21 protein-coding genes and 1 tRNA gene are annotated in these 21,709 nt (G+C 61.9%); 8 read left to right on the top strand and 14 right to left on the bottom strand.

Translation table 11 applies throughout. The features are described 5' to 3' along the window. Window positions 1-16: 16 nt before the first annotated feature. The 3 genes from LHL23_RS00870 to tmpA are packed head-to-tail and all read right to left on the bottom strand — an operon-like array spanning window position 17 to window position 2,421. On the bottom strand, window positions 17-682 hold the full coding sequence (locus LHL23_RS00870; protein WP_226428456.1) for an ureidoglycolate lyase: 666 nt from the start codon (window positions 680-682) through the stop codon (window positions 17-19). Then, window positions 679-1,284, bottom strand: coding sequence for a (R)-1-hydroxy-2-trimethylaminoethylphosphonate oxygenase (tmpB, locus tag LHL23_RS00865; RefSeq protein ID WP_226428455.1), 606 nt, complete (start codon window positions 1,282-1,284; stop codon window positions 679-681). Before tmpB ends, LHL23_RS00870 begins: the two co-directional genes overlap by 4 nt. A 3-nt stretch (window positions 1,285-1,287) precedes the next feature. Beyond that, window positions 1,288-2,421 carry a 2-trimethylaminoethylphosphonate dioxygenase gene (gene tmpA / locus LHL23_RS00860; protein WP_226428454.1) on the bottom strand — a complete coding sequence of 378 codons (1,134 nt, stop codon included), beginning with the start codon at window positions 2,419-2,421 and terminating at the stop codon, window positions 1,288-1,290. Window positions 2,422-2,520: 99 nt separating this feature from the next. Here tmpA and LHL23_RS00855 point away from each other — a divergent pair, with 99 nt between their 5' ends. Next, complete coding sequence (locus LHL23_RS00855; RefSeq protein ID WP_226428453.1) at window positions 2,521-3,390, top strand: LysR family transcriptional regulator; 870 nt, start codon at window positions 2,521-2,523, stop codon at window positions 3,388-3,390. 37 nt (window positions 3,391-3,427) lie between these two features. On the opposite strand, the gene LHL23_RS00850 is transcribed toward LHL23_RS00855, so the two are convergent. The 3 genes from LHL23_RS00850 to LHL23_RS00840 form a co-directional block, all read right to left on the bottom strand. Beyond that, window positions 3,428-3,760 (bottom strand): PilZ domain-containing protein, encoded by a 333-nt coding sequence (locus LHL23_RS00850; protein ID WP_226428452.1) that lies wholly within the window; start codon window positions 3,758-3,760, stop codon window positions 3,428-3,430. Window positions 3,761-3,860: 100 nt separating this feature from the next. Beyond that, window positions 3,861-3,937: transfer RNA gene (locus tag LHL23_RS00845), tRNA-Arg, on the bottom strand. A gap of 169 nt (window positions 3,938-4,106) precedes the next feature. Continuing rightward, entirely contained in the window at window positions 4,107-4,676 is a 570-nt protein-coding gene (locus LHL23_RS00840; RefSeq protein WP_222475681.1) for a YcbK family protein, read from the bottom strand. 347 nt (window positions 4,677-5,023) lie between these two features. On the opposite strand from LHL23_RS00840, the gene LHL23_RS00835 reads away from it, so the two are divergent. Genes LHL23_RS00835 through LHL23_RS00820 form a run of 4 tightly spaced genes read left to right on the top strand, consistent with a single transcriptional unit; the run spans window position 5,024 to window position 9,286 of the window. After that, a complete protein-coding gene (locus LHL23_RS00835; RefSeq protein WP_226428451.1) occupies window positions 5,024-6,652 on the top strand; it encodes a L,D-transpeptidase family protein in 1,629 nt (542 codons plus the stop codon). A gap of 39 nt (window positions 6,653-6,691) precedes the next feature. After that, entirely contained in the window at window positions 6,692-7,765 is a 1,074-nt protein-coding gene (gene lpxD / locus LHL23_RS00830) for a UDP-3-O-(3-hydroxymyristoyl)glucosamine N-acyltransferase (RefSeq protein WP_226428450.1), read from the top strand. Between the two features lie 48 nt (window positions 7,766-7,813). Then, window positions 7,814-8,071 carry an acyl carrier protein gene (locus LHL23_RS00825; RefSeq protein ID WP_222475687.1) on the top strand — a complete coding sequence of 86 codons (258 nt, stop codon included), beginning with the start codon at window positions 7,814-7,816 and terminating at the stop codon, window positions 8,069-8,071. Window positions 8,072-8,077: 6 nt separating this feature from the next. Next, window positions 8,078-9,286, top strand: coding sequence for a beta-ketoacyl-[acyl-carrier-protein] synthase family protein (locus LHL23_RS00820; protein ID WP_226428449.1), 1,209 nt, complete (start codon window positions 8,078-8,080; stop codon window positions 9,284-9,286). A 62-nt stretch (window positions 9,287-9,348) separates the two neighbouring features. Here the strand turns inward: LHL23_RS00820 and LHL23_RS00815 are convergent, their stop codons facing one another. Next, window positions 9,349-9,981: an invasion associated locus B family protein gene (locus LHL23_RS00815; protein ID WP_226428448.1), complete on the bottom strand. Its 633-nt coding sequence runs from the start codon at window positions 9,979-9,981 to the stop codon at window positions 9,349-9,351. A gap of 493 nt (window positions 9,982-10,474) precedes the next feature. On the opposite strand from LHL23_RS00815, the gene LHL23_RS00810 reads away from it, so the two are divergent. Further along, entirely contained in the window at window positions 10,475-12,019 is a 1,545-nt protein-coding gene (locus tag LHL23_RS00810; RefSeq protein WP_226428447.1) for a helicase HerA-like domain-containing protein, read from the top strand. A gap of 32 nt (window positions 12,020-12,051) precedes the next feature. Here the strand turns inward: LHL23_RS00810 and LHL23_RS00805 are convergent, their stop codons facing one another. From LHL23_RS00805 to LHL23_RS00780, 6 genes are all read right to left on the bottom strand, one after another. Further along, a complete protein-coding gene (locus LHL23_RS00805) occupies window positions 12,052-12,300 on the bottom strand; it encodes a hypothetical protein (RefSeq protein WP_226428446.1) in 249 nt (82 codons plus the stop codon). A 197-nt stretch (window positions 12,301-12,497) separates the two neighbouring features. Beyond that, complete coding sequence (locus LHL23_RS00800) at window positions 12,498-13,820, bottom strand: branched-chain amino acid ABC transporter permease (protein WP_226428445.1); 1,323 nt, start codon at window positions 13,818-13,820, stop codon at window positions 12,498-12,500. Continuing rightward, the gene (locus LHL23_RS00795) at window positions 13,817-14,827 is read right to left on the bottom strand and encodes a branched-chain amino acid ABC transporter permease (RefSeq protein WP_222475699.1); all 1,011 of its coding nucleotides are present in this window, start codon (window positions 14,825-14,827) and stop codon (window positions 13,817-13,819) included. Before LHL23_RS00795 ends, LHL23_RS00800 begins: the two co-directional genes overlap by 4 nt. A 3-nt stretch (window positions 14,828-14,830) precedes the next feature. Then, on the bottom strand, window positions 14,831-15,661 hold the full coding sequence (locus LHL23_RS00790) for an ABC transporter ATP-binding protein (protein ID WP_222475701.1): 831 nt from the start codon (window positions 15,659-15,661) through the stop codon (window positions 14,831-14,833). Next, window positions 15,658-16,446 carry an ABC transporter ATP-binding protein gene (locus LHL23_RS00785; protein WP_027237606.1) on the bottom strand — a complete coding sequence of 263 codons (789 nt, stop codon included), beginning with the start codon at window positions 16,444-16,446 and terminating at the stop codon, window positions 15,658-15,660. The genes LHL23_RS00790 and LHL23_RS00785 overlap by 4 nt, the downstream gene beginning before the upstream one ends. 98 nt (window positions 16,447-16,544) lie before the next feature. Next, window positions 16,545-17,738, bottom strand: coding sequence for an ABC transporter substrate-binding protein (locus LHL23_RS00780; protein WP_174146976.1), 1,194 nt, complete (start codon window positions 17,736-17,738; stop codon window positions 16,545-16,547). 186 nt (window positions 17,739-17,924) lie between these two features. On the opposite strand from LHL23_RS00780, the gene LHL23_RS00775 reads away from it, so the two are divergent. After that, window positions 17,925-19,028, top strand: coding sequence for a PQQ-dependent sugar dehydrogenase (locus LHL23_RS00775; RefSeq protein ID WP_413229460.1), 1,104 nt, complete (start codon window positions 17,925-17,927; stop codon window positions 19,026-19,028). A 21-nt stretch (window positions 19,029-19,049) separates the two neighbouring features. On the opposite strand, the gene LHL23_RS00770 is transcribed toward LHL23_RS00775, so the two are convergent. Beyond that, entirely contained in the window at window positions 19,050-20,054 is a 1,005-nt protein-coding gene (locus tag LHL23_RS00770; protein WP_222475703.1) for a GlxA family transcriptional regulator, read from the bottom strand. Window positions 20,055-20,237: 183 nt separating this feature from the next. Here LHL23_RS00770 and LHL23_RS00765 point away from each other — a divergent pair, with 183 nt between their 5' ends. After that, window positions 20,238-21,608: a class II 3-deoxy-7-phosphoheptulonate synthase gene (locus LHL23_RS00765; RefSeq protein WP_226428443.1), complete on the top strand. Its 1,371-nt coding sequence runs from the start codon at window positions 20,238-20,240 to the stop codon at window positions 21,606-21,608. The last annotated feature ends 101 nt before the right edge of the window (window positions 21,609-21,709 follow it).

Below are 21,709 nucleotides of genomic sequence, written 5' to 3'. Positions count from 1 at the left end.
GTTTTGGGGCTGAGGTTCAGCCCTGGATTTTGTCTGCCCGCAGCGGACAGGACAGGTAGACGCCGAACTCCTTGCCCACATCGCAGCTGACCCTGGCATGCACCTTGCCCTGGCGGTCGAGAAACCGCTGGCTGTCCTCCACCGGGAAGATCCCCTCATGCCAGATGTTCGGGTGGATATAGAGACCCTTGGTGCCGTCGCACCAGAAGGCCACCACCTTTTCCGGCTTCAGGTCATCCCCCGGCAGCGCTGCCGGAATGATGAAGGGCTTGTTGTCCAGCGGATAGAACAGCTGGCCGCCGTCGGGGTGATAGTTCATGTGCCACAGCAGCACCTGATCCCGCGGGGAAGTCTGCTGTGCCACCTGCGCCTGCTGCGGGTCTGTCGACCAGCCCAGCACATAGTTGCCGTTGACCGCTTCGTTCTCGCCGTAAAGCACATCGCCGCGCCAGTCGCCGCGGAAGGTGCCCTCGACCCAGCCGGCCTCATCACCGGTGCCTTCGTCAATCGGGCGCCAGCCCTGGGCGGGCCATTGCACGATTTCGATTTCGAAATTTTCGGGATCGTCAACAAGGCAGCCATAGCCCTTGACGCTTTCTTCGGTCGCCCGGATCAGCGGCACCTCTTGCCAGGGCAGAGAGGGCTTGGAGCTGGCTTCAAAGATGTACTCGGGCGCGCTCATCTTGCGGCACCTCCATCGCCCATGTGCTTGTCGACCATGCGCTGGACCATCGGCGCAAAGTGCCAGTAATCCGGGGTGTCCATGTCATCGCGCTTGCCCGCCTCGTCCAGGTAACGCACCGCGATGATCTGCTTCAGGTTCGGGTTTTTCTCGAACTCCGCCACTTCCTCCTCATTCATCGGACCGCCCTGCAGGTTCAGCGAATGGATGGAAGCCTCTGACAAACGGTTGAAATACTCCGGCTTGGTGGCGCAGAGATAACGCTTGGCCGCCACATGATAGCGCACGCAGTCGGTGATCACCGAGGGAAAGAACTGCTCCAGAACTTCAGCTCCGGCTTCTTCGTGGAACCGGTCCTCTGTGTCGTCCATGGAAAACGTTCCGAACTCGCTGGTGAAATGGCCGATATCGTGGAGCAGCGCGCCGACAATGATCTCTTCCGGCTGACCGTTCTGCTCGGCAATGGTGGCGCCTTGCAGCATATGCTCGGCCATGGTGACCGGCTCGCCCAGGTATTCCTCGTCGCCGCGGCGGTCAAAGATGCCGCCGATGAACTCGACGATGTTGTCTCGGCTCAGCTTGCTGATATCCGGCTTGTTCATGTCTCAGCCCTCCGTTTGCGCGTTCAGCACGTTCAGGGTCGACAGCAGCCCGTCCTTGTCGGCGTAACAGCCCTGCAGCCAGCGGGAGCCGGAACCGGAATAGCCGTTGCGGGCGTGCAGCACGCGGGTGTTGTCGACAACAAAGCTTTCCCCGGGTTCCAGTTTGAAGGCCACGCCCATCTCCGGATCGTCAATGAATTCGCCCAGGCGGCGGTAGGCAGCGTAATAGGCCTCCATTTTCTCAAACGGAATGTCCACAAACGGCGCAGAGGAACGGTTGTTGAAGCGGATGCCGATCATCTCGCCATCGGGCGACAGTTCGATCATCGGGCGGCGGGAACGCAGATGCACCCCGTCGGAGCCCTTGTACTCGAACCGGGCCGGATACCCCGCGAGCAGCGCAAAACCTTCTGGATCTTCATCGCGCAGGCGCTCTGCCGCGCGGAAGCCGTCCACCACGATGCTGTCGCCGCCTTCGGCCGAGTTTTCCAGGCAGTACAGGATCTGCAAGCTGGGCACCGGGTCGCGGTAGGGGTTGTCGGTATGCGCCTGAAGCCCCAGGCCGGTATAGGCGAGGTTGGTCGGGTTCACCTCGGTGCGAACCTCGAAATACTTGCCGTAATTGGTTTCGCGCACGAAACCGAACATCCCGGCGCATTCGATCAAAGCGCCTTCCTCAACCGGGCCGTTCACCAGCTTGGCAAAGCCGAGGCGGGCAATCGCGTCCAGCCACTCGCGCTTGACCTTCGGGTCGGACTGTACCTCATTCCAGTCAAAAGCAGGCGCTGGCTGGCTGCTGTTCCAGGTTTCAATTCCCGGTGCCATGCGGCCGAATTCAGCCTCCTGATCAACATCATAGGCGTTGGACTTCAACCATGCGCCCGGATAGGTGGCGGTCTTGCCCTCGGGTGCAAAGGTCACGGTCAGGGAACCGTCTTCCACCAGCGCGGTGCTGATCCGGGTATCAGCGGGAATGTCGCCGATGGTGATCAGCCGCTGGCCATTGCCGGGAGCGCGGGTTTCCGGGTCCAGCGCATTGTCGCGCAGCCAGATCGCATGGAAGCGGGTCTCGCTGCCGTCTTCGAATGTCAGGGTCAGAAAGCTGCCGGATGCGTCAGCGGTTACGGAACGGGGCATGAGGGTTTCTCCGGTTGGCCTGGTTCTTGCTTGCCTTGCTATCGCGGCTGAGCCATCAAGAGAACGACGGAAATCGGGGTTTGAGAGTTAGGTTTTCTAATGCCAAGGAAGATCACCAAGCAGGGGCTGCCGCCGCTGGACTGGCTCAAGGTGTTTGAGGCCGCGGGCCGTCACGGCAGCTTTACAGCGGCGGCGGAGGAATTCGGTGCCACCCAGGCGGCGGTCAGCCAGCGGATCCGAAACCTGGAAGCCTGGCTGGGGCGGCAGCTGTTCATCCGGTCGGCCCGCGGCGTGTCTTTGACGGTGGATGGCGAAAGCTACCTGCCGCTGGTGCATGATTCCCTGCGGGCGCTGGAGCAGGGCACTGAAAACCTGTTCGGACAGAGCATCCGGGAGCTGCGGATTGCTGCCCAGCCTTCGCATCTGGAAATGCTTTTGCTGCCGCGCTTGAGAGAATTTTCCGAAAGCCACCCCGAGTTGCGGCTGGTCACGGAAACCGTGCCAAAGCGGCTGGATTTTGAGGCCGCGGACCGGGCATTGCACATCCGCTACGGGCGCGGCGGCTGGCAAGGGCGGGACGGCGTGCTCGTTGCCAATGAGGTTCTGCAGCCAATGGCGGCGCCGGAATTTGTTTCTGACTGGCGCAACCTGCCGGCCATCGAGCTGCGCGGAGAACGCCCGGGCTGGGCCGAATGGGCGCGGGTGACTGGCGAGATCGAACCGGAGACCGGCCCGGTCTCCGTCGATTCCATGGGGCATGCATTGCGGGCGGCGCGGCTGGGGATGGGGGTTGTTCTGGGCTCCAGGGTCATGGCTGCCAATCTGTTGCAGACCGGGCATTTGGCGTGCGTCCCGGCACCGGAACTGGCCACAATTGACGGCTACTGGCTCACCTGGCCGCAGAGCCTTGGCAAAACCAAGCGGCAGGGCGAAATCCTGGCTGCCTTGACCGCAGCGCTGCGAGGCTGAATTCACCTGCGCTGCGGGAGAGTTCAGGCGTGCCTCGTCAGGTTGGGTATTCACCGATTCTGGAGAAATAGGCGTCCAGTAAAGGCCGGGCGCCGCGCTTGCTCAGAAACTTGAAGCCGATTTTACCGTCTCTCCGCCAGCGGGCCCGGACTTCAAGATCGCCGATCTCCGCAATGGTGACAGATTTTAACTGTGCGAGGTCAAAATCACTTTGCTCTTCCGGCAGACGGACGGCAAGCCCGCTGTAGCTGATGTTGTATAGCGTTGCTTGCAGCACAGAACCGGTAAGATTGATTGCGCAGGAAAGGTTCAGGCGAAGCCGGGGTTCTGTCGGCTCAGCTGTCCGGAAAAGTGCATTGGTGTGTACCATTCTGCCTCACTAGCCTTCTTGACGTACAGGAAACATCTGTAGCAGTACGCCGTTGAAGAACCGTTAAAGCCCTATGGTTTCACGATAATTTTGAGGGAAATGGCGCACCTGAGAGGATTCGAACCTCTGGCCTCTGCCTTCGGAGGGCAGCGCTCTATCCAGCTGAGCTACAGGTGCGTCGTTAGGCGGGGTATAGCCGTGCTTTGCCACCTCTGCAACGGGAAAAACTGCCTGTTTCCAATTTCATGATGTGCGGCGGGCAGCCGGTTGCAATACCGGGGGCTGGCCAAAATGAAAAAGCCTGCACCGGATGGGCAGGCTTGTATTTTTGCGCTGAAAGGGGGCGTTAGCCGCGCCAGCTGCGGACCGCGCCGCAATCCATATGCACAAAATTTGACCGCTGGTATTTACCGACACCGCCGGCATGGCAGGCTTCGGCGGCCTGGGCCATCTGCGACACCGACCGCGACGCCAGGCGCAGGTCGGCGGCTTGGCCGCGCATGTGCAGGGAGTTCTTTGCCACCCCGCGCGAGCGGCTGCGCAGCATCGCGTTGGTCTTAGGGCTGCGGTAGCCGGACAGCAGCATGTAGGGCTCGTTCACATCCAGAAGGTTGTGCGAGGCTGCCATGATATCGATGGTGCGCAGGTCGATATCCTTGACCTCATCGGTGCGCCAGTCCCGCATGAAGTGATTGATTTCCTTGACGGCATCTTTGATGTAGTCGCCGTCGATCCAATACACCATGTCAAGACGCTCGCCGGTGCGGCCGGAATACATGCGGATGCGCCGGATGTCGCCGCCGCCGCGCAAGAAGCCTGCTGCATTGGAGAAGGTCGGGGCTGCTGCCACTGCGGTTGCAGCAAACACACCCAAGAGAGAACGCCGGGAGATCCCCGTGCCCGTGGTTTTTGCCATTGTAACTGCGCCGTCCCGTACGCTTTAGTCCTGCCTAGTCGCCCGATGTTACGAGCTCGTCAACGATCTTAGTTAACGTGCGGCATGTATGGCACAGTGAGAATCCTGATCCAACATTTCTTTGCCGCGCTGTAACGCATAGCCCGGTTTTCGGCGATTTCTTGCGCATATGGGGAGGGGCAGGGAACTTTTCCCCGCGACTGTTGCAGCCGGGTTTCATAGACGCGGCATCGGTGCATCAAAGTTAAGATTTCGCGATTGTGAATGGACAACAGCGGCTGGCATTTACCAGAATTTCAGATAGGCACTGCCAGAATTGACAAAAAACGGCGCAAGGACCGGAAATTATGACGCGTGCTTTTGCAGGAACCTTCTTGCCAGGGATCAAAGCCGGGCTGTTTGCCCTGGCACTGGGCGGTCTGGCCGCCGGGGCGGTCTCCGGTTCTGCACAGGCTGAGGTTCCGGCGGCATTCCGCCAGGCCGTTGCCGAGGCGGCTTACGGCAATGACGCCGTGGCGAAATTTTACCGCGAAAACGGCTATCAGGCGATTTGGACCGGTCAGGATGAGACATCGCGCCAGCGCCGGAATGCGTTGCTGGCGGCGTTGAATGACACCCAGGCGCACGGCTTACCGGACCGGTCTGCAGAAGTCAGCGCCCTGGTGCAGCAGATGCGCGACGTCAGCACCACCCGCGATATCGGCACTGTCGAGGCCGCGCTGAGCAAAGCGCTGGTGGAATATGCCACCGATCTGCAAACCGGCATTCTGGTGCCGTCGAAGATCGATGACGGCATGGTGCGCAAGAAACATACCGTGGACGGAAGCAGCTTTCTTGCCGGTATCATGGACGCCCAGCCTTACGCATATATGCGCAGCCTGGTGCCCGCGTCACAGCAGTACCGCAGCCTGATGCGGGAAAAGCTGCGGCTGGAGCAACTGCTGGCTGCAGGCGGCTGGGGCCCGGCTGTCAATGCCAAGAAGCTGGAGAAGGGCGACCAGGGACCGGCCGTGATTGCCTTGCGCAACCGGCTGATGGCCATGGGCTATCTTCAGCGCAGCGCCTCGCGCAGCTATGACGCGGCGCTGGAAAAAGCGGTGCAAGGGTTTCAGGCCGATCATGGCCTGGAGACCGATGGCGTGGCAGGCCCCGGCACCATTGACGAGATCAACAAGCCGGTGAGCGCACGGCTCAAGTCCGTCATCATCGCGATGGAGCGTGAACGCTGGCTGACACCCGACCGCGGCGAGCGGCATATTCTTGTCAACCAGACCGATTTCACAGCCAAGATCGTCGACAATGGCGATGTGACCTTTGAAACCCGCTCGGTGATCGGCAAGAACACCCATGACCGCCGCAGCCCGGAATTCTCGGACGAGATGGAGCATATGGTGATCAATCCGAGCTGGTATGTGCCGCGCTCGATCATCACCAAGGAATACCTGCCGAAGCTGCAAAGCAACCCCAACGCGGTTGGCCATATCCAGATCACCGACAGCCGCGGCCGGGTGGTGAACCGCAGCACGGCGGATTTCTCGCAGTATACTGCGCGCAACTTCCCCTATGCCATGAAGCAGCCGCCCAGCAGTCGCAACGCGCTGGGTCTGGTCAAGTTCATGTTCCCGAACAAATACAACATCTATCTGCACGACACGCCGCAGAAGAGCCTGTTTGCCCGCGAGGTGCGCGCCTTCTCGCATGGCTGCATCCGCTTGGCGCAGCCGTTTGAATTTGCCTATGCGCTGCTGGCGCGCCAGACCGAGAATCCCAAGGATTTCTTCCACCGCATCCTGAACAGCGGCCGGGAAACCAAGGTTGAGCTGGAACAGAAAGTGCCGGTCCATATCATCTACCGGACTGCCATCGTGACCGGCAAAGGCCGCGCGGAGTTCCGCCGCGATGTCTATGGGCGTGACGCCAAGGTCTGGGCCGCTCTGGAGCGGGCAGGGGTGGCGCTGCCCAGCATTCAGGGATAAATGTCGGGCCCAAACAGGATTATTCTGAAAGGGCCTGCCATGTTCACAATCCGCCAGATCGCTGAGTCCCTGGGCGCAGAGGCCCAGGGCGACCTGGACCTGCAAATCGCAGGCGCGGCAGAGCCGCAGGATGCCGGTGCGGACCAGATCGCGATGGCGATGGCTCCGAAATACGCAGAAGGCCTCGCAGCCGGCAAGGCGCAGGCTGCCATCCTGTGGGAAGGCGCGGACTGGGAATCCTTTGGCCTGAAGGCCGCCATTTTTGCGCCGCGCCCGCGGATGACGATGTCGGGTGTGACCGCGATGCTGGACCGCGGCCAGGGATTTGCCGAGGGGATCCACCCGTCCGCAGTCATTGATCCAACAGCCGAACTGGGCGAAGGCGTTTCGGTCGGGCCGCTCTCCATTGTCGGGGCCGGCGCCAAGATCGGCGCCCGTTCGGTTATCGGGCCGCATTGCTATGTCGGTGCGGATGCGGTGATCGGTGAGGACGCGCATCTGCGTGAAATGGTTTCAATCGGCGCCCGCGCCGCCATCGGCAACAGTTTCCGCGCCCAGCCGGGCGCGCGGGTCGGCGGCGATGGCTTTTCCTATGTCACTCCCGAAGTTTCCGGTGCCGAGAATGCGCGCAAGACCCTGGGCGACCAGGGCGAAGCCAAGGCGCAGTCCTGGGTTCGGATCCACTCGCTGGGCGCTGTGACCATCGGCGATGATGTTGAACTGGGCTCCAACTGCACCGTCGACAACGGCACCATCCGCGATACGGTGATAGGCAATGGCACCAAGCTCGACAACCTCGTGCACGTTGGCCACAACACCCGCGTCGGCAACGACTGCCTGCTCTGCGGCCAGACCGGCGTGTCCGGTTCCGTCGATATCGGCAACAACGTTGTTCTGGGCGGCCAGACCGGCGTGGTCGACAATATTTTCATCGGTGACGGGGTGATTTCCGGTGGCGGCACCAAGATCCTGTCAAATGTGCCCGCTGGCCGCGTGATCATGGGCTATCCGGGCGTCAAGATGGAAACCCATACCGAGATGTATAAGGCACAGCGCCGCCTGCCGCGTTTGATGCGTGACATCGAATTGTTAAAAAAGGCTGTTTTCAAGTAACCGTCTAATACCTACATCAGCCTCAGGCAGAAAATCGGGGATCCTTACATGAGCACGCAGGACAAGGTCATTGCAATCATTGCCGAACAGGCGGTTCTGGAGCCGTCGGATGTGACCCTCGACAGCACATTGGAAGATCTCGGCATCGACAGTCTGGGGCTGGTGGAAAGCATCTTTGCGATCGAGGAAGAGTTCGACATTTCGATCCCGTTCAACGCCAATGCGCCCGAGCAGAGCGATTTCGATATCTCCAATGTTGCGGCAATCGTCGCCGGGATCGACAAGCTGGTAATGGAAAAAGCGTAAAGCTCAATGAAACGAGTCGTTATCACCGGGGCGGGAACCATCAATGCCCTGGGCCATTCCGTTCCCGAAACGCTGGCGGCAATGCGCGAGGGCCGTTGCGGCATCGGCGAGCTGGAATTCCGCGATGTGGAGCGGCTGGCGATCAAGATCGGCGGCCAGGTCCGCGGGTTTGAGGCCGAGGGCCGCTTCAACCGCCAGCAGATGAGCCTCTATGACCGGTTCACCCAGTTCACCCTGACCGCCGCCAAGGAGGCCATCGAGCAGTCCGGGCTTGAGTTTCACGGCGATCTGTCCGCCAAGTCCGGCGTTGTGCTCGGCAATTCCGGCGGCGGCATGCAGACGCTGGATGAGAACTACCGCAGCGTTTACGAGGACGGCAAAAACCGGGTGCATCCGTTCGTGGTGCCCAAGCTGATGAACAACGCCGCAGCCGGCCATGTGTCGATGCAGTTCAACCTCAAGGGGCCAAGCTTCACCGTGTCAACGGCCTGTGCCTCTTCCAATCACGCAATGGCGCAGGCGTTCCAGATGGTGCGTTCCGGCATGAGTCCGGTGATGATCACCGGCGGCTCGGAATCGATGCTCTGCTTTGGCGGGGTCAAGGCCTGGGAAGGCTTGCGGGTGATGTCCAAGGACGCCTGCCGCCCGTTCAGCGCCAACCGCAACGGCATGGTGCAGGGCGAAGGCGCCGGCATTTTCGTGTTCGAGGAATACGAGCACGCCAAGGCCCGCGGCGCCGAAATCCTGTGCGAAGTCATCGGCTTTGCCATGTCCTCGGATGCGGCGGACATCGTTATGCCCAGCAAACAGGGCGCTGCGCGGGCCATTGCCGGGGCGCTGCAGGATGCCCGCATCGACGCCTCGGAGGTCGGATATATCAACGCTCACGGCACCGGCACGGCCGCAAATGACAAGACGGAATGTGCCGCGGTGGCGGATGTATTCGGACCGCAGGCCGACAATCTGATGATATCTTCCACCAAATCCATGCACGGCCACCTGATCGGCGGCACCGGCGCGGTGGAGCTTCTGGCCTGCATCATGGCGCTGCGCGACGGGGTGATCGCGCCGACGATCGGGTATCAGGAGCCCGACCCGGAATGCGCATTGGACGTGGTGCCGAACGAGGCGCGCGAGGCCCGGGTCGATGTGGCGCTGTCCAACGCCTTTGCCTTTGGCGGGCTGAACGCGGTGCTGGCGCTTCGCAAGGTCTGACAGCAGCGCAAAAAAACGCCGCGGCCTGAAAGGCGCGGCGTTTCCTGTTCCAGGTGCGGGGCTTACTGCTTGACCACGTCGACGACGTCATAGCCTGCAGTGAAGCCGCTCAGCGACAGTTTCATCTGCACCACCTGATCCGGCGCCGGGGCAGGGCGCAGCGACAGTATGGCTTCCTTGCCCTTCTTGAAGGCGTCGATGTCGCCTTGGGTCAGACCGATCTGCGCCACGCAGCCCAGCGGGTTGCAGAAGGAATAGTTGTAGCGCTTGGCAGGCGCCCCGTCGATGGAGATGGTCAGTGCCGCGGGCAGCAGGGTTTCCAGCGGCACGATCACGGTGGCGCCGGCAACCGCCTGGCCGCCTTGCTGCTCGATGCGGAACATCGACACTTCGGCCATGGGGTTGCCCTGCGGGCCTTCCAGCACCTGCAGCAGCGAGCAGGGGTCGGTTTCGGCCTCGGTGCGGATGCAGGCCAGATCCCAGTCGCCATGCTTTTCCTTGGAATAGCGTTCACCCAGTTTGGGGCCGTCGCTGACCGGTTCGCCGAGGTCCAGCAGCTGATCCGCTGTCGTTTCGGCCTGTTCCGTCTGCTCTGCCTGCGCGCCGGTTTCTTCCGCGGTGGTTTCCTGCGCCGCCAGCGGCGCGGTCACGGCAAGCACCGCGGCAAGCGTGATCGGGGTCAGGGACTTCAACATGAATGCCTCATTTTTTTAAAGACGCTGCTTTCGCGTTTAACACGCCGTCCAGGCAGTGTCAGGTCCATAACAAAGGATCAGCGGGGAATTCCGCGCATGGCAGCTCAGCCATGGAAGCTATTGTAAAAATACAAAAAAGGGAACCGAACGGTTCCCTTTTTCGTGTTGGTCTCTCCCCGTCGGACTGGCCGACTTAGTTATTGCGTAGGACGTTACGAAAGGGCTGGCCATCGGTCAACATGCAAGTTCAAAAAAAAGCAGGGCAGCCGTGAATTCCTGTGAAACAAAGATGGGAAAGGGGGGCAGAGGCCGCCAATGCCCGAAAAACAGGCAGTAGAAACGCAAAAGAAGGCCGTGCACGAGGCACGGCCAGTCTGACAGGGAGGAAATGTCCGCCACGGCACCGCATATGCAGGGGCGGGCAAGATTGACTATCGCATTGAAAAGTTAACTTTGTATTGTTGTGCAAAGGGAAAAACACGCAGAGGCAGGCATGGCAGACAGCATCTTTCTTGGCGGCGGCGGTGACGGCTATGGGGAACCGCAGGGGCTGGACCTGAAGTACGCCAACCGCCACGGCCTGATTGCAGGCGCCACCGGCACCGGCAAGACCGTAACCCTGCAAATCCTGGCAGAGGGGTTTTCCAATGCCGGCGTGCCGGTGGTCATGGCGGATGTGAAGGGGGATCTGTCGGGGCTGGCAAACGCCGGATCGGAGAGCCACAAGCTGCACGATGCCTTCCGCTCCCGCGCGGACAAGATCGGGTTCGCGGATTACGCCTACCATGCCTGCCCCGTCACCTTCTGGGATCTCTACGGTGAACAGGGCCACCCGGTGCGCACGACGGTGGCAGAAATGGGGCCGCTGCTGCTGGCGCGCCTGCTGGAGCTGAGCGAGCCGCAGGAAGGGATCTTGAACATCGCCTTCCGGCTCTCCGACGAAGAGGGGCTGCCGCTTCTGGATCTGAAAGATCTGCAGGCGCTGCTGGTCTGGATCGGCGAAAACCGCAGCCAGCTGTCGCTGCGCTACGGCAATGTCTCCACCGCGTCGATCGGTGCCATCCAGCGCCGTCTGCTTGTATTGGAGAACCAGGGCGGCGCGGGTCTGTTCGGCGAACCCGCTTTGGCGCTCAGCGACCTGATGCACTGCGACGCTAATGGCAGGGGGATGGTGAACATCCTGGCCGCGGACAAGCTGATGGCGGCGCCCGGGCTTTATTCAACCTTCCTGCTGTGGCTCCTCAGCGAGCTGTTCGAGGAACTGCCGGAAGTGGGCGATCCTGACAAGCCGCGGCTGGTGTTCTTCTTCGATGAGGCGCATTTGCTGTTCGACGATGCGCCCAAGGCACTGATCGACAAGGTGGAGCAGGTCGCCCGGCTGATCCGCTCCAAGGGGGTCGGCATCTATTTCATCACCCAGAATCCCGCCGATGTGCCGGAGGACATTCTGGGCCAGCTTGGCAACCGCATCCAGCACGCGCTGCGGGCCTTCACCGCCAGGGACCGCAAGAACTTGCGCCTGGCGGCTGAAACCTATCGGGAGAACCCGCGGTTTTCGACCGAAGATGCAATCCGCGAGGTCGGCGTGGGCGAAGCCGTCACGTCGATGCTGCAGAAGAAAGGCGTGCCTGGCGTGGTGGAACGGACATTGATCCGCCCGCCCAGCACGCAGCTGGGGCCGATCACTGCGGATGAGCGCAAGAAGATTCTAAAAGCGTCTGAAATGGCGGGAAAATACGACACCGCAATGGACCGCCGGTCGGCCTATGAGATTCTGGCCCATCGGGCGCAGTCTGCAGCGCAGGAGGCGGAAACCGCAGAAGAAGCGGCTGAGGAGTCTTCGGAACCGATGGCGCGGGAGTTCAATGCCGCGCGCAGGTACTCCGGGTCCCGGGTCAGCCGGTCCACCTCACGTTCCTACAAGCAAAAGGACACCTTTACCTCTGCCATGTCGGAGGCAGTGATCAAGGAGTTGAAGGGAACCACCGGCCGCCGGATTGTCCGTGGCATTCTTGGCAGCCTGTTCAAAGGCCGCTGACCGAATACAAGCACATGCATTTACGGCTGTTTTCAACCCTCTTTCATTTGCCTGTAACCTTCCCGTTTGCAGATGTCATCGGCTTCCTGGACGGTCATCGACGCCGGGCGATCGATCGAGCGGTCCCACAGGACCCGCTCCTTGGTGTAGAGCTGACAAGTGACGATGCCCTTGCTTGTTCTAAGTTGCACCGGAGCGGTTTCAAACTGCTCCGGGGAAACACAGCCCGTCAAAGCGGAAATTGCGCCGAAGGCGGCAAGGAACTTGAAAACAGTGTGCATGGCATTCGGCCTCATAGAACTCAGCTGAGTAGTAGCAGCCACCAAGAAACAAATAATTAAGGCACCGCTTGCACGGTTCTGGGGCAAAGCTTGGGCGTTCAATGCTGCGGGGAAATTGCGGCGGTCCTGTTGCACTGAGGCGCCGCAAGGGAGGCCAGGCCCTGACCGGAGGCCGTTTGGTCAGGGCCCTTGCCGTTTTACTTTTCGGGGATCAGCCCGCGCGGACTGAACCTGAGCACCAGAAGCAGGATCAGCCCCATGGTAAACAGCCGCATGTGCGAGGCGCTTTCCAAGAGATGCGCCTTCAGCGCGCTGCCGTCGGCCATGCCGGAAGTGACCAGTTCCATCAGCAGGATGCCCATCGGCTCCACCTTGATCCAGAAGAACCAGATCAGCATGCCGCCCAGCACCGCGCCGAAGTTGTTGCCGGAACCGCCGACAATCACCATCACCCAGATCAGGAAGGTGAAGCGCAGCGGGTTGTAGGTGCCCGGCGTCATCTGGCTGTCCAGCGTGGTCATCATCGCACCGGCAATGCCGCAGATGGCGGAGCCGAGCACGAAGATCTGCAGGTGGCGGCGGGTCACATCCTTGCCCATCGCCTCTGCCGCGGTCTCGTTGTCGCGGATCGCGCGCATCATCCGGCCCCAGGGGCTTTTCAGTGCCATTTGCGCCATCCACAGAAGCGCCAGCAGCACCACGGTGAACATCAGCGCATAGCCCGCCTTCACATAGACGGTGGAGGCGGTGACCGGGTCCATGCCCCAGCTGGCCGCGCGCTCCACAAAGGACGGATCGCTTTGCAGGTCCACCTCATAGGGCAGCGGGCGCGGCAGACCGACGACGTTCTTCACGCCGCGCGACAGCCAGTCCTCGTTCTTCAGGACTGCAATGATGATTTCGGCAATGCCGAGGGTGGCAATCGCCAGGTAGTCCGAGCGCAGGCCCAGGGCAGTCTTGCCGATCAGCCAGGCGGCACCGGCCGCCAGCAGGCCGCCAGCGGGCCAGGCCAGCAGCACCGGCAGGCCCAGGCCGCCGATATTGCCCTGCAGCGCGGGGTTGATCGCCTCGACCGAACCCACCGCCGGATCGAAGATCGCCCGGTAGACGAAGAAACCCGCGATCAGCACAACGGCCAGAACCAGCGCACGCAGTTTGCCTGCCGGCATGAACTTGGTGATCATCACCGCGGCCACAACGGTCAGCGCGCCCATCACCAGCGCCATCACGATGCTGACGCCGCCCGACGACCAGGCCGCCGGGATCACCGGCGTGGACACCAGCACCACGGCCAGACCGCCAAGCGCGGTAAAGCCCATGATGCCGACGTTGAACAGCCCGGCAAAGCCCCACTGGATGTTCACCCCGATGGCCATGATGGCGGAGATCAGCCCCATGTTCAGGATCACCAGCGCCGAGTTCCAGGAACCGGAGAAGAACAAGAAGTCGGTCATGCCTTCCAGCAGGATCATCACACCGACAAAGACGAAAAGAAGGGTATGTTTCATGGTCTCGGTCATACCGCTTTCCCTTTGAAAAGGCCGGTAGGCTTGAACAGGAGGACGACAATCAGGATCGCGAAGGAGACCGCGAACTTGTAGTCGGTGCTGAGGAGCTGAACCAGCCCGTCAGGTGCCAGGCTGTCCGGCAGGGAGTAGTTCAGAACCTTCTTCCAGGCATAAGTGATCGTCACTTCGGAGAAGGCGATGATGAAACCGCCGGCAATGGCACCGATCGGGTTGCCAAGACCACCCACGATGGCGGAGGCAAAGATCGGCAGCAGCAACTGGAAGTAGGTGAAGGGTTTGAACGACTTGTCGAGGCCATAGAGTACCCCGGCAATGGTCGCCAGTGCCGCCACGATCATCCAGGTGTACATCACCACGCGCTCCGGGTTGATGCCCGACAGCAGCGCCAGATCCTCGTTATCCGAGTAGGCGCGCATGGATTTGCCGGTGCGGGTCTTGTTCAGGAACCAGAACAGCACCGCCACCACGATCACCGCAGTGATCACGGTCAGCGCTTCTGTGGTCTTGATCGCCAGGCCTTCCTGCAGACCGGTGAGCTTCTTGAAGGTCCGCGCCGAGATCACGAAGCGCTCGCCATCGGTGAAGCGCTGATCGCCCGGCCCGATGATGAAACGCACGATGCCGTTCATCATGAACATCACACCGAGCGAGACCATGACGAAGATCACCGGCTTCGCCTTTTGCTGGCGATAGAACCGGTAGACGGTCCGGTCAGTGACCAGCGCCAGCGCAATGGTGCCCAGAATGCCGAACGGCAGCGCCAGCAGCGCGGTCGGCAGCGGCCCTGCGCTCAGGCCAACCGACTGGAACAGCCAGGTGAACAGGATGGTGACCATTGCGCCGAACGCCATGGTGTCGCCATGGGCAAAGTTCGAGAACCGCAGGATGCCGTAAATCAGCGTCACCCCCAGCGCGCCAAGCGCCAGCTGGCTGCCATAGGCCAGGCCGGGGACGATAACAAAGTTGGTAAGCGCCACGAGGGCGTTGAGAAGATCCATCTATCAGCCCCCCAGGAAAGATTTGCGCACTTCGGGATCGGCCAGCAGCTCCTTGCCAGTGCCGGTATAGGCATTGCGCCCCTGCACCAGAACATAGCCTTTGTCCGCGATCTCAAGCGCTTGCTTGGCGTTCTGCTCCACCATCAGGATCGGCAGCCCGGTGCGGGCGACCTCGATGATGCGGTCGAACAGCTCATCCATCACGATGGGGGAGACGCCCGCAGTCGGTTCGTCCAGCATCAGCACCTTGGGCTTGGTCATCAGCGCGCGGCCCACGGCCACCTGCTGGCGCTGGCCGCCGGACAGCTCGCCCGCGGGCTGGTTGCGTTTGTCGCGAAGGATCGGGAACAGATCATAGACCTGCTCCATCGTGTCCCGGAAATCATCGGTGCGGATAAAGGCGCCCATCTCCAGGTTCTCCTCGACCGTCATCGAGGTGAAGATGTTGCTGGTCTGCGGCACAAATCCCATGCCTTTGACCACCCGGTCCTGCGGGGTGAGCTGGGTGATGTCCTCGCCGTCCAGGCGGACGGCGCCGGAGCGCACGTTCAGCATCCCGAACACCGCCTTCATCGCGGTCGATTTGCCCGCGCCGTTGGGGCCGACGATGACCGCGATCTCGCCCTTGTCGACGGCGATGGTGCAGTCATGCAGGATGTCCGGACCCTTGCCGTAGCCGCCGGTCATGGTGTCGCCGATCAGGAACGGGCCGCCCTCGACCTTGTGCGTGGGGCCGCTTTTCAGATGGGCCGGCTGCATCGTGCCGATGCCTTTCACATTGGTGATCGAGGCATCCTTGTTGCCGTGATCGTCCTGGTAGGGGTTGTCGCTCATGCGTCCGCCTCCAGCTTGTCTTTGTTTTTCAGACCGGTGCCCAGGTAGGCCTCGATCACATGCTCGTTTGCCTTGATCTCGTCCAGGGTGCCTTCGGCCAGCTTCTTGCCTTCGGCCATGCAGATCACCGGGTCGCACAGGCGGCCGATGAATTCCATGTCGTGCTCGATCACGACGAAGGTGTAACCGCGCTCCTCATTGAGGCGCTTGATCGCGTCGGCGATGGTATAGAGCAGGGTACGGTTCACGCCGGCGCCAACCTCGTCAAGGAAGACGATCTTGGCGTCCACCATCATGGTGCGGCCCAGCTCCAGCAGTTTCTTCTGGCCGCCGGAGACCTGGCCTGCCTTCAGGTCCGCGATGTGGCTGATGGTCAGGAACTCCAGCACTTCATCAGCCTTGGCCCGCAGCGCGCGTTCCTCGTCGGCGATCCGCTTGCGGCCGAACCAGGTGTTCCACAGCGTCTCGCCCGATTGCGCGCCCGGCACCATCATCAGGTTTTCCCGGCACGTCATCGAGGAGAACTCATGCGCGATCTGGAAGGTGCGCAGCAGCCCCTTGTGGAACAGCTCATGCGGCGGCAGGCCGGTGATGTCCTCACCGTCCATGGTGACCCGGCCTGAGGTCGGTTCAAGCACGCCTGCGATAACGTTGAAAAGAGTGGTTTTCCCGGCACCGTTCGGGCCGATCAAACCGGTTATGGACCCCTTGGCGATTTCCAGCGAGGCGCCGTCAACCGCGTGGAACCCGCCGAAGTGCTTGTGCAAGTCCTCGACGACGATCATGTCATTTCATCCCCTGCCGCGTTTTCGCGGCGTTTTTAATTTAGAACAGCCCGGGCGGAACCCGGGCTGACCTATCTTGGTTGCTTTTCAGATGCTTATCAGCGGAAGCGAAGGGTTTCGTTCTTGCCGTCCTTCACTTCGATCTCGCGGTAGGAGCCTGCGCTCTCACCCGGGCCGATCAGCTCAACGCCGGTTGCGCCCTGATAGTCGATGTCACCGCCAGCGGCGAGGATTTCCAGCGCCTTGCCCAGCTCACCGGGGTTGATCGGCTCGCCCGGGGCGTTTGCCACCTCCAGGATCTTGCCGACATAATCCGCCGGGTTGGTGGAGTTGGCGGCCTGCATGGCCAGCAGGAACAGCGCCGCTGCGTCATAGGATTCGGACGCGTAGGCCGAGGTGCCGTCAAAGCCGCGCTCTTTTGCCATTTCAGCAAAGATTTCCGCGCCCTTGCTGTCGGAGCCCGCGATCTGGCCGAACGAGCCGTCCAGGTCTGCGCCAACGTTTGCGGGCAGGCTGTCGCCGATCATGCCGCCGGGCAGGCCGAAGGTTTCAAACGCACCGGAATCCAGCGCGCCCTGGATGATGCCCAGGCCGCCCTGGTCCAGGTAGCCCGCCACAACCAGCACATCGCCGCCGGCCGATGCCAGCGCGCCGACTTCTGCGGAGTAGTCGCCCTTGCCGTCTTCATGCGCGGTCACGATGGTGACTTCGCCGCCGACTTCCTCGAACGAGGACTGGATCGCGTCCGCCAGGCCCTTGCCATAGTCGTTGTTGGTGTAGGTCAGGGCGATCGAGTTGATGCCGCGCTCTTTCAGGATCTCGGCCATCACCTGGCCTTCGCGTGCGTCCGACGGCGAGGTGCGGAAGAACAGGCCGTTGTCTTCCATGGTCGACAGGCCGGGCGAGGTTGCGGACGGAGAGATCATCACCATGCCGTTCGGGATCGCCACGTTCTGCAGGATGGCGCCGGTCACGCCGGAGCAGTCGCCGCCGATGATGCCGTTCACGCCTTCAGCCACCAGCTTTTCGCCGTTTGCGACAGCCAGGCCGTTATCGATGCAGCCGGTGTCGGCGCGGACCGGGGTCACGGTGGCGCTGTCCAGCAGCTTGCCGGATTTGGTGACTTCTTCCATGGCCAGCTCGGCGCCGTCGCCCATGGCAGGGGCCAGCGATTCAATCGGGCCGGTGAAGCCGAACAGCACGCCCAGTTTCACTTCCTTGGCATGGCCGCCGGCATATGCGGTGCCAGCAGTCAGCGCAGCGGCCGCGGTGGCCATCAGCAGTTTCTTCATTTGAGAACTCCCATTGTTGGAACAAAAATGTTCACATCGGACCCTAGGCAAGCCGTCTGGAAAAGAAAAGTCCTGTTGAGGCGTGAGATAGCAAAGAGTCCGTCCCGTTTTTCTCCGCTATTATCAGGTTATGAGCTGCGGAGCTGAGTTTAATTTAAGCTTAAAGTAACAAAAGGGGAAGCGGAAATGTTGCATCGGTTACTCATTTTGACGGCTGCGCTTCTGCTGCTGCCGTTTTCGAAGACAGTTCAGGCGGATACCATGAACAGCAGCCTTGGCCGGCTGCATGTCACCAAGATGGCCGGCGGGTTTGACGTTCCCTGGGGCTTTGCCTTTCTGCCCGGCGGCGGTTTCCTGGTGACAGAGCGTGACGGCGTGCTTTTTTACGTAAGAGACGGGAAAAAGAATCAGGTCCGCGGCACGCCCGCCGTGGCGGCGGAGGGGCAGGGCGGGCTGCTGGATGTCATGGTGCCGCGGGACTTTCAAACCAGCCGCGAGGTCTTCCTGACTTTCGCCAAGCGCCAGGGGCGCGGCGCAGGCACCGCCTTGGCCGCCGGCCGCCTCAGCCGGGACAATGCCTCGCTGACGGATCTGCGTATGCTGTTCGAGGCCGCGCCCGGATCCAGGGGCGGGCGGCATTTCGGCTCCCGCGTGGTCGAGGCGCGTGACGGAACCCTGTTTGTTTCGCTGGGGGAACGCGGCGACCGGCCCAGCGCCCAGGACCTGCGGCTGCACCAAGGGTCCGTGGTAAGGGTTAACAGAGACGGTACAGTGCCGGCCGGCAATCCCTTTGCCGGCCACAAGGACACGCAGCCGGAGATCTGGTCCTATGGCCACCGCAATCCGCAAGGCATGGCATTGGATCTGCAGGGCAACCTGTGGGTGGCGGAACATGGCGCCAAGGGCGGCGATGAGGTGAACCGGGTCCGCAAGGGGGCCAATTACGGCTGGCCGGTGATCTCCTACGGCCGCCATTACTCCGGTGCCAAAATCGGTGCGGGCACCGCGCTGCCCGGGATGGAACAGCCAGAATGGTACTGGGACCCCTCCATGGCGCCGTCCGGCATGATGATCTATTCCGGCCGGATGTGGCCTGAGTGGCGCGGCGATATCTTTGTCGGCTCGCTCAAGTTCGACTATATCTCCCGGCTTTCCGGGGCGCCGCTGAAGGAGGCCGAGCAACTGCGCGGCAAAGCAACCGGGCGCATCCGCGATGTGCAGGAGGCGCCCGATGGCAGCATCTGGTTCGCCTCGGAGGGCGAAGGGGCGGTTTTCAGGATTTCCCGCTAGCCAGGGCGAGGGCCGCGGCCGTCACGTCTTATACGCCGCCGCCTTGCTGCCGCGCTCGCGGTAGGGGGTGGTGTCGTAATGGGCGCGGTAGCATTTGGAGAAATGCGACGGCGAGGCAAAGCCGCAGGCCAGCGCCACGTTGATCACGCTCATGTCCGTCTGCATCAGCAGGTTGCGCGCCTTCTGGAGCCGCAGCTCCATGTAATAGCGCTTGGGCGAGCGGTTCAGGTAGCGGCGGAACAGGCGCTCCAGCTGGCGGGTGGACATGCCCACATCCTGCGCCAGTATCGACGGGCTGATCGGCTCTTCGATATTGGCTTCCATCATCTGGATCACCATCGACAGTTTGGGATGGCGCACCCCGATGCGGGTCGGGATCGACAGCCGCTGGGTGTCCTGGTCGGTGCGGATCGAGGAATAGATCAGCTGGTCCGCCACTGAATTTGCCAGATCCTCGCCGTGGTCGTTTGCAATCAGCTTGAGCATCAGGTCGATCGAGGAGGTGCCGCCGGCCGTCGACAGCCGGTTGCCGTCGATGACAAACACCGATTTCGCCAGCTCAACCTCGTCGAACTCCTCGCCGAAGCTGTCGGCGTTTTCCCAGTGGATCGTCGCACGCTTGCCATCCAGCAGGCCTGCCTTGGCCAAAGTGTAGGACGCGGTGCACAGACCGCCGACCATCAGCCCCTTGCGGGCCTCGCGGCGCAGCCAGGACAGAACTTTCTTGGTGGAGGCGTCCTGCACATCAATGCCGCCGCAGACCATGATCGAGTCGTCGCGCTGCAGCTCGCCCAGATCGGAGTCCAGCTGGAACACAGTGCCGGCGGAGCAGCTTACGGTTTCGCCGCCTTCACCGACCACGGTCCAGGTGTAAAGCTCGCGCCCCGCCATCCGGTTTGCGATCCGCAGCGATTCCATAGCGGCCGAAAAGCAAAGCAGGGTGAATTTGTCCAAGAGTACAAAAACGTACCTCTTCGGCTGGCCGGTGGCTATTCCAGAAACAGCAGGCTTGCGTGGCGTCTGCATGTGGCACGTCCTTCAAGAAACAGTCGTCAGGCCGCGAAAGCACGCTCCGCAGCAAGTCGGAAAACCGTGCTCACAGCTTGGACCCGGGGTCAAGTGGCCGCAATTCTAAACTGGCCTCCCCCCAGCGGATTTTGTATAGAGCACACAACATATTCTAAAGACCTCTGATGCGGAGATAAAGTCATGAGCGAATGGCAAAAATCGGACTGGCGCAACAAGCCGCGGGTTCAGATGCCGGACTACACGGATGCGGCAGCGCTGAACGCTGTCGAGGCTCAGCTTTCCAAATACCCTCCGCTGGTCTTTGCCGGCGAAGCGCGCAGGCTGAAACAGCACCTGGGGGCAGCCGGGCGCGGCGAGGCGTTCCTGCTGCAGGGCGGCGACTGCGCCGAAAGCTTTGACCAGTTCAGCGCCGATGCGATCCGCGACACCTTCAAGGTGATGCTGCAGATGGCGATGGTGCTGACCTACGGCGCCAAGGTGCCGGTTGTGAAGGTGGGCCGCATGGCCGGCCAGTTCGCCAAGCCGCGCAGCGCGCCGACCGAGACCGTTGATGGGGTGGAACTGCCCAGCTACCGCGGCGACATCATCAATGAACTGGCGTTCACACCCGATGCCCGCATCCCGAACCCGCAGAAAATGCTGCAGGCCTATACCCAGGCCGCCGCAACCCTGAACCTGCTGCGCGCCTTCTCCACCGGCGGCTTTGCCGACATGAGCCGGGTGCACTCCTGGACCCTGGGCTTCACCGACGAGCAGGAAGTCCAGAAATACAGCGAGATCGCGACCCGCATTCAGGACACCATCGACTTCATGGCGGCCGCCGGGATCAACGCCGACACCACCCATGAATTCTCCACCGTGGAATTCTACACCAGCCACGAAAGCCTGCTGCTGGAGTATGAAGAGGCGCTGACACGCCTCGACTCCACTTCCGGCAAATGGCTGGCCGGTTCCGGCCATATGATCTGGATCGGCGACCGCACCCGGCAGCCGGACGGCGCCCATGTGGAATTCTGCAGCGGCGTGCTGAACCCGATCGGCCTCAAATGCGGCCCGACCACCACCGCCGAGGACCTGAAGGTGCTGATGGCGCGCCTGAACCCGGAAAACGAAGAGGGCAAACTGACCCTGATCGCCCGCTTCGGCGCCGGCAAGGCGGGCGAGCATCTGCCGCGCCTGATCAAGGCGGTCAAGGAAGAGGGCGCCAATGTCACCTGGGTCTGCGACCCGATGCACGGCAACACCATCAAATCCTCCACCGGCTACAAGACCCGCCCCTTCGAAAGCGTTCTGCGCGAAGTGCGCGACTTCTTCGGCGTGCACAAGGCCGAGGGCACCATCCCGGGCGGCGTGCACTTCGAGATGACCGGCCAGGACGTGACCGAATGCACCGGCGGCGTGCGCGCGGTTACCGAAGAAGACCTGAGCGACCGCTACCACACCGCCTGCGACCCGCGCCTGAATGCCAGCCAGTCGCTGGAGCTGGCCTTCCTGGTGGCTGAGGAACTGTCCGCCCTGCGTGCAAGCCAGTCCGCCCGTCAGGCCGGCTGATCCGGGGCAGGCCGCGCACCGCCTGGGCGCGCGGCCTCTTGCAGAATGAATCGCTGAAAAAAGAAGCGCCCCGGGGTTCTCCCTCGGGGCGCAGTCAATTC

It is taken from the genome of Leisingera sp. McT4-56, from assembly GCF_020514995.1.
Lineage (GTDB): Bacteria > Pseudomonadota > Alphaproteobacteria > Rhodobacterales > Rhodobacteraceae > Leisingera > Leisingera aquaemixtae_A.
Note: the sequence above shows the minus strand (reverse complement) of the source record. Positions and strands in the feature narration are given on the sequence as shown.

Bases quoted from the DNA above. Each gene is read 5' to 3' on its own strand.
- LHL23_RS00810 (WP_226428447.1), top strand. From the start codon at position 10,475: ATGGCAGACAGCATCTTTCTTGGCGGCGGCGGTGACGGCTATGGGGAA.
- LHL23_RS00780 (WP_174146976.1), bottom strand. From the start codon at position 17,738: ATGAAGAAACTGCTGATGGCCACCGCGGCCGCTGCGCTGACTGCTGGC.
- LHL23_RS00805 (WP_226428446.1), bottom strand. From the start codon at position 12,300: ATGCACACTGTTTTCAAGTTCCTTGCCGCCTTCGGCGCAATTTCCGCT.
- LHL23_RS00825 (WP_222475687.1), top strand. From the start codon at position 7,814: ATGAGCACGCAGGACAAGGTCATTGCAATCATTGCCGAACAGGCGGTT.
- tmpA (WP_226428454.1), bottom strand. From the start codon at position 2,421: ATGCCCCGTTCCGTAACCGCTGACGCATCCGGCAGCTTTCTGACCCTG.
- lpxD (WP_226428450.1), top strand. From the start codon at position 6,692: ATGTTCACAATCCGCCAGATCGCTGAGTCCCTGGGCGCAGAGGCCCAG.
- LHL23_RS00770 (WP_222475703.1), bottom strand. From the start codon at position 20,054: ATGCAGACGCCACGCAAGCCTGCTGTTTCTGGAATAGCCACCGGCCAG.
- LHL23_RS00790 (WP_222475701.1), bottom strand. From the start codon at position 15,661: ATGAGCGACAACCCCTACCAGGACGATCACGGCAACAAGGATGCCTCG.
- tmpB (WP_226428455.1), bottom strand. From the start codon at position 1,284: ATGAACAAGCCGGATATCAGCAAGCTGAGCCGAGACAACATCGTCGAG.
- LHL23_RS00840 (WP_222475681.1), bottom strand. From the start codon at position 4,676: ATGGCAAAAACCACGGGCACGGGGATCTCCCGGCGTTCTCTCTTGGGT.
- LHL23_RS00855 (WP_226428453.1), top strand. From the start codon at position 2,521: ATGCCAAGGAAGATCACCAAGCAGGGGCTGCCGCCGCTGGACTGGCTC.
- LHL23_RS00850 (WP_226428452.1), bottom strand. From the start codon at position 3,760: ATGGTACACACCAATGCACTTTTCCGGACAGCTGAGCCGACAGAACCC.
- LHL23_RS00765 (WP_226428443.1), top strand. From the start codon at position 20,238: ATGAGCGAATGGCAAAAATCGGACTGGCGCAACAAGCCGCGGGTTCAG.
- LHL23_RS00795 (WP_222475699.1), bottom strand. From the start codon at position 14,827: ATGGATCTTCTCAACGCCCTCGTGGCGCTTACCAACTTTGTTATCGTC.
- LHL23_RS00835 (WP_226428451.1), top strand. From the start codon at position 5,024: ATGACGCGTGCTTTTGCAGGAACCTTCTTGCCAGGGATCAAAGCCGGG.
- LHL23_RS00785 (WP_027237606.1), bottom strand. From the start codon at position 16,446: ATGATCGTCGTCGAGGACTTGCACAAGCACTTCGGCGGGTTCCACGCG.
- LHL23_RS00870 (WP_226428456.1), bottom strand. From the start codon at position 682: ATGAGCGCGCCCGAGTACATCTTTGAAGCCAGCTCCAAGCCCTCTCTG.
- LHL23_RS00775 (WP_413229460.1), top strand. From the start codon at position 17,925: ATGTTGCATCGGTTACTCATTTTGACGGCTGCGCTTCTGCTGCTGCCG.
- LHL23_RS00800 (WP_226428445.1), bottom strand. From the start codon at position 13,820: ATGACCGAGACCATGAAACATACCCTTCTTTTCGTCTTTGTCGGTGTG.
- LHL23_RS00820 (WP_226428449.1), top strand. From the start codon at position 8,078: ATGAAACGAGTCGTTATCACCGGGGCGGGAACCATCAATGCCCTGGGC.
- LHL23_RS00815 (WP_226428448.1), bottom strand. From the start codon at position 9,981: ATGTTGAAGTCCCTGACCCCGATCACGCTTGCCGCGGTGCTTGCCGTG.